The sequence below is a fragment of the Frankia torreyi genome (assembly GCF_000948395.1).
Classification (GTDB): Bacteria; Actinomycetota; Actinomycetes; order Frankiales; family Frankiaceae; genus Frankia; species Frankia torreyi.
In genome coordinates, this window is sequence record NZ_JYFN01000111.1 from 1 (window position 1) to 9,379 (window position 9,379).

The window sequence follows — 9,379 nt, forward strand, 5'->3', positions numbered from 1 at the left end:
GCCAAAAGCAAGCGGCCGACCACTGCCCCCACCCTCCACATGCACCACCAGGCCCGGCCCCCCCACCCGAGCCCGCCGCACCGCCTCCCCCACAATCTGCTCGGCAAGCTGATCAAGGTCGGCGTGCTGCTCCACCGACAGATCCGCAGGCCCAAAGACCCGCAACCCGTCGGGAGGGTCCAGCTCCAACTGGATGGCCCGCCACGGGTCGGCCGGCTCCCCGGGCGAATCGGTGAGACCGGCCCCGCCGAAAAGCCCGCCGATCCGGCCACCGTGAAGAACCACAACCACACCGTCGACCAGCGTGCTCGTCAGCCGCCGCCTGTTCTGCGGCAGCGCCCGAAGCTCCCGGTACGCCGCCAGAATCTCCCCATCGTCAGGCTCCTGACGCGCCGACCCGACCGGCCACCTCGCCCGCACCGACTGCAGGAGCTCCCGTTCCTCATCCACCGCACGAGACGGCGCCAAGGACCGAACAGCCAGCTCGCTCACGGCAACCGGCGCAGCGACGGTGATCGCGTCGACATCCACAGCCCGCCGGGGACTCCCTTCGGCCGGGACAGCGGACGGATCGAGTGGCTCAGGCGCCGACGGAGTCGCACCGCCGTCCCTCGGCTGCTCGGAGATCGCCAACTGATCGTCCTGGGCGACGCCAGACGAGGGCGGCTGCCGCGACTGGGGATCCTGCAGCGGGAGGCCCTCCTCCGTAAGGTCCTCCTCCGGGACCTCCAGGACCGAGGGGAGACCGACGGGCGGTGAAGGACTCAACGACGAGGTCCGCTGGAGAACAGCAGGTGCGACGGCCGGCGGAGAGCCCAACGACGAGGTCTGCGGGGCAACTTCGGGCGCGACGGCCGGCGGAGGTCGCAACGACGATGTCCGTCGGGGAACGACCGGTTGCTTGCCGCGCGTGAAGGACCCCGGCCGGCCCGGCTCCTGCGAACGGCCGCCGGCCGGCGCACCGGAGGCCGGCGGCATCGGGGAGACGGATTCCGGTCCGCGCGGCAGCGGCGGCGGTGCGGGCGCGACGGCCGGCGGAGGTCGCAACGACGATGTCCGTCGNGGAACGACCGGTTGCTTGCCGCGCGTGAAGGACCCCGGCCGGCCCGGCTCCTGCGAACGGCCGCCGGCCGGCGCACCGGAGGCCGGCGGCGTCGGGGAATCGGGCGGCAGTGCTGCGGGGGCCGGGAGCTCCGGGGACGCCGTCTGCACCGGTGGCGAGACCGGCTCGACCGGCCGCGGGACAGGCGCCACCAGCGGCGGGGCGGGCTGCTGACCGGGACGCGGCGTGGGGGCAGGCGTGCTCGCGTCGGCCGATTCCGGCGCCGGCGCCGAGGTGGCCAGTGGGCCGATGACCGGCGGGCGGACCGTCGGGTCCTCGGCCAGCCAGATCGATACCCGACGACGCTCCCGACGTTGCTCCCGCGTCTGCCCTGAAGCGGCTGCCTCGTCGGCCTGCATCGGCGCGGACGTGGGACCGGCACCTCGCGTGTGCGTCTCGTGCCCGACCGCCGCGGCCGGCAGGCCGACCGCCTGCAGCCGCTGCGCCAGCACCGGCGCCAGCACCTGCCAGGCGGACAGCGCACGATAACCCCCGGACCGCACCGCACGGCCAACAACAACCGCTTGACCGCTACCCCCACCCTCCAGGTGCACGACCAGGCCCGGCTCCCCCGCCCGAGCCCGTCGCGCCGCCTCCCGCGCAATCTCGTCGGCGAGTTGATCAATATGGTTACGCTGGAACACCCGCAGATCCGCAGGTCCAAAAACCCGCACGCCCTCCGGGATATCCAGCTCCAACCCAATGGCCCGCCACGACTCCCCCGGCTCCTCTGCGGGAGGCGCCGTCGGCGCCGGGACGCGGGGCTCCGGAAGGTCCATGTCCCGCGGCCCGTACCACTGGACGGAAACGCCGTCGTCCCCGGGAAGGTCGAAGGTGGTGACCGTGCCCGGATCAAAGTCGATCGACAGTTCCTCGACCGGGAAGCCCAGCTCCACCGGCACGACGCCGGTGACGACGCGGGTGGTGTTGCCATGGGTGAGGGTGATCGAGATTTCGACGAATCCCTCGTAGTTCGCCGTGGGGCTCAGGAACTTGCCGTTGCCCAGCACCCGCCCGGCCGAGCCGGCGACGTCGGTGTTCCTCGTCCGGTAGGTCGGACCCGCGACGAGGTCGAGGCTCACGTCCGCCCCCGGAGCGGCGGCAACGAAGCCGACCTGGGGTTGCAGGCCGCCGGCCGTCCAGTACTGCCCTCGTCGCGACACCGCGGTGGTGGTCTCGTTGACCGGATTGAGCTCGGCGGCCTCGTCGGTTCGCAGGTGACGGAGGTGCAGGATCCGGGCGGTGGCCGAGACGGAGGTCGATCTGGAGATCACGTTGTTCAGCAGCCGCGGAACGGTGACGGGCTCGCCGCGGGTCATCCCCGTCAGCGAGGCGGTCAGGTTCGGGTTGCTGAACGCCGCCCGGACGGCGGGACCGACCTTCTGCCACGTCCGCTTTCCGAACAACTCCCGGCCCGCGAGGTCGAGAGCCTGATGCAGGCCGGCGGTCTCGGGCAGGCTTCGCACGACGTCGGTGTCCCGCAGACCACGGTCGGCCTGATCGCTCCAGATCCGCGCCGGCGGAACCGGAGTCGCGGCCGGTGGGATCGGGGCGGCTGGTTTGGCCGGTTTGGCCGGTTGCGGACGGTCCGGAGCCGGCCGCGCCTCGGCCTCCGCCTGCTCCGTCAGGACACGCAGCCGCGCGTGGGCATCGGGAATCCCGACTCTGGGCTTGTCGTACCAGGGATTGCGCTCCATGCGGAAGTGGAGCAGGACCCGGCCGTCGAAAACCGCGCCCGGCTTCTTCGTCTTCGTCGTCATCGCCGCGCGCGACGTGATCGACTGGGTCATGATGTCGTCCTTGCCCGCCTGGGCAATCACGTTTCCGCCGAATCGGCCCTTGAACGGCGACTTTCCGAAGGGGTCCGTGGTGTAGAAGATCTGCGTCGTGGTGGTGACGCTGTGGGAGATGCCGTAGGCGGTGACCCCGTCCGTCGTCGCGGTGGCGCTGCTCTGTTCGGTGCCGGTGTTGAACTCGGTCTGGTCGGTGTTGCCCACGTGCGGCAGATCCGCCGGCAGGGACGCGGTGATCAGGACGCGGCCGCCGGGCACCGCGACCTCGATCGGGTCGCCCGCGGTCATGGACCGGAAGTCGTACTGCAGACGGACCAGGGGCACTTCTTTCTTGATCCTGTCTTTGACCGCGTTCCACCGGTGCCCGAACACCCGGCGGCCCTCCTTGTTGACGTCGCGGTGGCGCAGGATGTCGTCCATGCCCCGCAGGCGATCGCCGGCAGTGGCGGGCAGGCCGCGCAGGTCCTGCACGATGTCGGAGGATCCGAGGCGGCGCGTCTGCCGGATCCGCGGCGGCGGGGCGAAGGCGGTGGCGGGGGTCCGGTCGACCGGCGGCTGGCCGGCCGTCCCGGTCCGGGTGTCACGCATCGGAAAGATGACCGAGGCGTCGGGAATGGTGACCGTCCGCGGCCCCCGGCGCAGCGGGAAGCCCAGGCGACGCAGGTCGTAGCTCACGACGAAGCGGACGGGTCCCTTGAAATGCGCCCCTGTTTCCACCGTCTTGCCCTTGGCAACGGTACGTCCGCCGCCGAAACCGGCGTGTGAGGTCGCCTTGTCCCGGTTGTAGGCGGCGGTGGCGTTGATATTCAGATGGGGGCCGTCGAGTTTCACCTTCTCCGGGAACAGCACGACGTCCCGATTGCGGGAGTCGATGTTGCCGCCGAGGGAATGCGACGTCTCGGTCCCGCTCTCCATCTCGATGCCGGGCACGGGCTCGTGGTAGGCCAGGTTGCCGATCTCGGCCCGCACGGCCACCTTGCCCCAGACGAGAAAGCCCCTGACCTTGGTCGTCACCTCCTCCCCACCGGAGAGTTCCGACAGTCTCGCCCGCAGCGGGTCGCCCTCGTAACGTCGGTTCAGCCGCCGCTCGTTTCGCCGCCAGCGGAATCCGAGCAGCGGCTGCAGGTCGCGGGTCACCGCCCGCATGACGACCCGGTCGTCGGCACCCATGCTCAGCGCGATGTCGCTCGGACTGATCCGGCGCTCGTCCGTCACCCTGGCGGGCGCGTGGACACTCTCGCTCGACGCGGACGGCTTGCCGACGATGTAGCCGCTGGGCTGCACCGGGGAGGGTGCCGGGTCGCTGTCGGTCCGCGTCGTCGGCTTGGCGTCCAGCTCCGCCTGATGGGCGGTCAGCTCCGCCGGGTGGGTGTTCGCGGTGATCCTGGTCGCCGGGAGGATGGAGTCCGGGAAGCGGAATCCCTCCCCTTCGGGAATCGTGATCTCGGACTGCACCGTCGCCGGGGTCGACACATGATTCTTGGCGAGGGCGCCGAAGGTGAAGGTGAACTCGACGTCGCTGTCGAAGATCCCGACCCGGGTGGGGAACTTCGCACCGGCGACGATCTTTCCGGAGCTGAGCAGGCGCCAGCCGGTCCGGCGCCGGAACTCCTTGCCCCCCAGACCCTGCAGTGCGACCTCCCCACCGGCGAAGGTCGGGACACCGCCGAGCACCGCGGTCGTCTGCTGGCTCCACCAGTTCAGCCGCCGCCGGGAGAACTGCGCGCTCGTCTCGTCCTGCGGGGACAGTTCGGTCCCCGTTATCCGCCGGAAGGTGGTCGACGTGACCTTCGCCCGTGCCTGGATGAACGCCCTCGGCGGCACGTCCCGCTGGTTGAGCTCCGGGCCGTCGAGGACGGCTCCCCGTGTCATCGAGGCCAGGTAGGCCGCGAGCCGATCCCGGTTGAACCAGGTCAGGACCTCCTGGCGGATCCCGTTCCAGGTGCGCTCACCGAAGAAGGCCAGACCCTGCTGATCGAGCGCGGCCCGGATACGCTCCATGTGATAAAGGTCGCGGACGGTGTCCGTGTCCCGCAGCCCCGTTCCCGGACCGTTGCTCCAGATCCGTGCCGGCGGCACCAGTACGTCGCGAGGCGCGACCGGCGGGGGCGTGTCGTCGTCGGCCGACGTCGTCGAGCCCGCCGCCCCTGGGGTTGTCGGCGCCGGCGCGGTCAGATCGGTCAGCGCGATCGGCGCGGTCAGCGGGGTCAGCGGGGTCGGCGCGGTCGGCGCGGTCGGATCCGTTGCGGCCCGTCTCGGCGCGGTCGGCGCGGTCGGCGCGGTCGGCGCGGTCGGATCCGTTGCGGCCCGTCTCGGCCGGGTCGGGTGGGGGGCGGGCGTCGTCGGCATGGCCACCCAGTGGTCCGGCTTGTCCACCCGCTGCGCCTCGTCCGTCTCGATCACCGTGGTGATGCCGAGTTCCGCCGTCGGCTGGGCCGTCCGCACCGAGCCGACGGCCGGCTTGTTGCGCAGGTGGAAGGTCAGTCTGATGCGGCCGTCGAACTTCTGCCCGTTGGGGTTCTTGGTCTTGTTCGCCACGCCTGACTTCGTCAGCGAGTCCCTCAGCACGACCGTGTCCCGGCCTATCTGCCCGGTTCCGGTGCCGGTGATGTCGAAGGCGGTCTTCGCCGTGCCGAGAAACTGGCCGCCCGCGGGGAGCTGCAGAGCGTCGGAGGTGATGCGCTGGTCGGAGGTGAAGCGGTAGGTCTCGGTGCCGGAGTTGAACTCCGTCTGGGCCGTCGCCCGCACATGGTTGAGCGCGACCAGCTCCGCGGAGATCTCGAGCGTCTCGTCGACCGACTCCAGTCTCACCGCCAGCGGATCACCGGACATCATTCCCTTCAGGTGCTGGTGGATGCGGTCCAGGTCGACCTCGGCGAGGATCTCCTGCTTCACCCGCGGCCACATCGAGCCGTAGACGGTGGCGCCCGACAGATCGAGGTCGTCGAGGACCCCCTCGATGCCGCGGGTGTCCCGCATGTACCGCATCCCTTTCAGCATCAGCGGGTGCACGTCCAGCACGACGTCCGTGGACCCGAGGCGGTGATCCCGCTGCACCCGTTGCGGAGCCGTGTAGTGGGTCTCGGGCAGCCGAGGACTGCCGTCGGCGTCGGGGCTGTCGGCGCTCGGCGTCGCAATCCGCGTGCCGATCGCGAACACCTGGCGTTTCGGGGCGATACTCTTCCCGACCTTCAGGCGACGGAGATCGATGGTGACGCCGAGATCAGTCGTACCGTCGTAAAGCGTGGCAGGCTCGACCACCTTGGATTTCGCGACCGTCCGCCCGCTGCTCGTCTCGTTGGTCCCGTGACTGGAGTCCCAGTACCGGCCGAGGACGCCGGTCCATTGGAACTTCGGCGTCGTGGCCCGCACCGGAAGATTGACGTTGGTTCTCCACCGCGACTCATGAAGATCACCTCCGGTGCCCTGCGACTCCGAGCCACTCTCGAACTCGAACTTCTGCACCTCACGGACGGGCGAGAAGTCCCGGACCAGGGCATCGAGGGTGATGGTGCCCGTCCATCCCCGCTGGTTGATCGTGAGCCGACGCCGATCACCGCGGGACATCCCGGCGATCCGCGCCTTGATCACCGAGGCCTGGACGAAGTTCCGCACATCCGGCTCGATCTCCGCCCAGGCCCCACCCAGGGGCTCCTTCAGCTGCTGCTCGATCCACCGGTAGGCATCGTTCTCCCCCGGATACAGCCCGATCACCGTGTCCGAGGCACTCAGCCGGCCATGCCGGGAGATTCTCGCGGGCGGCGGGAAGGTGGAACCGCCCGGCCGGCCGCTGGTCTTCTCCAGCCAGCGCTTCGGCTCGAACTTCGACGACGGCGACGACGGGCCGGCCTTCTTCCCTCCGGCGGCATCCGATGCCGGCGTCGGCGAGGTCGGGCTCGGAACGTCCGGTCCGTTGCCCTCCCCGAGCTTGCCCGGCGTCGCAGGAGCCGTCGGCGTGCGCGCTGTCGAGGGAGTTGTCGGGCCGGTGACGCCCGGGCGCACGATCGGCTCCAGCCCGAGGTAGTGGTTATGGCTCCGTAGCAGGTAGACGGTGGGGCGGCCGACGGCCGCCTCGTTGAGCCCGAGCTCTTCCTGCCCCGCCTGCAACACGCGAATGTCCAGGTCGGCGACACGGGCGATCGCGCCCGGCACCTCCTCGCCGATCGGGGTGTTCCACAGATCGCGGTCCTCGATGGCCGACGCCAGCAGGTCGGTGAACGTGGGCAGCCGGCCGTCTCGCAGGAGCGCGGCCCGGACATAGGGGACGACGGGCGCCATGGGCCGGGGAAGCCAGGGCTGAATCAGCCGGAACCGAGTGGCGGGGCTCTCCCTCAACCAGTCTCCGAGGTCCGCGCGCAGGGCGCGTAGATGAGGGTCGGTCAAGGCGAACCCCGTGGGATCGGGCGCGGGCTGGCGGCCGACCTCCTGTTCGACGAGCTCGATGGAAAGGTCGCGCACCCGGTCCCACGCCTGCGCCCGGTCCTCTCCGGCAGCGGCCCGCCGGTCGGCCAGCAGATTCCTGGCCGCCCGGTGCTGCTCCTCCCGAGACCAGACATCGATCTGCCTCTGGGTCGGGGTAATGCTCCTCCCGGCATCCTGCAGAATGGCGACGACGGCATTGTCCGTAAGATCGCCGAGCAGTAGCGGCACGATCTCCCGGACGGCGTCCGGATGGGTCTCACCGCGGCGGGCGGCCTGGCGCACCTCCTCCCGGTACCGCCGGGCCAGCTCGGAACGGAAATTCCTGATCGGAACGGAACTCGACAGGCCTGCGGGGGCCCGCGACGTCGACGCCGTGGCGCCGGGCTGAATCTGCTGCTGGGCGCTCAGCCTGAGCGCCCAGGGGAAACAGTCCCCGACTTTCCCGGGGACGTTGCGTACCCGGAACGACCGGCCGTCGGGCAGCCTGACCACATTACCGGACCGGCGCACCGTGTTCGCGTCCGCAGACCGAGCCGTCACCGGCGTCACCGATGGCTGCGGGGTCGTCAACGGCGGGGNCGGGGNAGGCCGCGGGGNGGTCGTCTGACCCCCGGCCGGATGGTCGGGGCCCGACGGAAGAGCTTCGGCTTGAGGGGCGGCCATTCCTCGGGGCGGGACCTGAAGGCCGGGCTGCCCTCCGTGCGCGTCCACCTGGCGCGGCGGCTCTTCCAGCGGTCGATTCCCGGGCTCGAAGGCGGAGTCTCTGACGGCGACGCCGTCGGCGATATTCCCTACACCACTGGCATTACCAGCGACACCGGCATTACTGGTATTACCGGCGGTGCGGGCATTGTTGATCCGGGNGTCCTGGGNGTCCTGGGGGCCCTGGGGGCCCTGGCTGTCCTGGGTGTTCCGGGTGCCGCGGATGTCGGGGGCCGTCGGCTCGACCGATGCCAGACTGCCATCCAGTGAGGCCATCGTGTGCTCGGCCGACTGGTCACCGTCCGGATCCAGCGCGGGAAGGTCCAGGGTCAGCGGGCGGCCCGGCGCCGGCCGCGACGGCATCGGCGGAACCGGCGGAGTCGAAACCGGCGGTTCGAGAGGAGTGCCGAGGCCCAGATCCGCCGCGTTACCCGGGGCGCCGCCGAGCAGCCGTCCGAGCGGCTCGCCTCGCAGCAGTGCAGCCACATCGCCGGCGAGCACCTTCGTCGCCTTGCCCTGGTTCGCCGTCTCGGCGCGCAGGCCACGGTAGACCCGCAGGATCTCGCCGACGCCGATCTCCCGATTCGCAGGACGGGCTTGCAGATCCAGACGCACCCAATCCAACAGATCAGGCTCCTCGCTCCCCGGTATCGGAGTTGGGTCGACCGCCGACGGCGCGGCCGACGACTGGACAGGGTCCGCGGTCGTCGTGGCCGCATCCACCACGGGAAGGATCGGATCATCGGTCGGCGGAATGGCACCGGGTTGCGGCGGCGGATCAACCCGCACCGCGGAACCGGCCGGCGCAGCCTGGTCGACGAGCAGAGCTGGATCCCCGGGAGCCACAGGGTCGACCGGCGGAGCGGGATCGACGTGTGCGGCTGGATCTCCGAGCGCCGCGGGGTCGACAGGCGCCGCGGGATCGTAGGCCGGCGGCGGGACGGGGTCCGCCGGCACCGGGGCTGCGGGGGGCAGAGCCGCGGGGGCAGGGTCGGCGTGTTTGAGAAGTTCGAATCCGACCGGGAAACCGAAATGCGCCGACATCAGATCAGCCACGTTCGACATCCACCGCGTCAGATCAGCCGTCGAAGGATTACCCCGCACCTTCTTACTCATATACCGGCCCGACTTGTCGTTGATCACCCAACGACCATCAGACCCCCGACTCAGCTCACCACTCACCCGAGCCGGCACCGTCACCGTCCGACCCGACACCGGATCAAAACCCACCACGATCGTCGGATGCCCATGCATCATCAGATCGCTCTCCAACTGATCCCGCGTCAACCCCGGATTATGCGGAGACATCCAGGCAAACAACTCATCCAACTCCGCCGCCGAAACAATCGACGTCACCGAC

Annotated in this window: 1 protein-coding gene and 1 pseudogene; both read right to left on the minus strand. The window is 70.4% G+C overall.

The genetic code is table 11. The features are described from left to right. Positions 1–531: hypothetical protein (locus tag FF36_RS36585; protein WP_206778500.1), on the minus strand; the 531-nt coding region annotated here is incomplete at its 3' end. 7,659 nt (positions 532–8,190) lie between these two features. After that, positions 8,191–9,379: pseudogene (locus FF36_RS36590) on the minus strand (hypothetical protein); the annotation flags it as partial.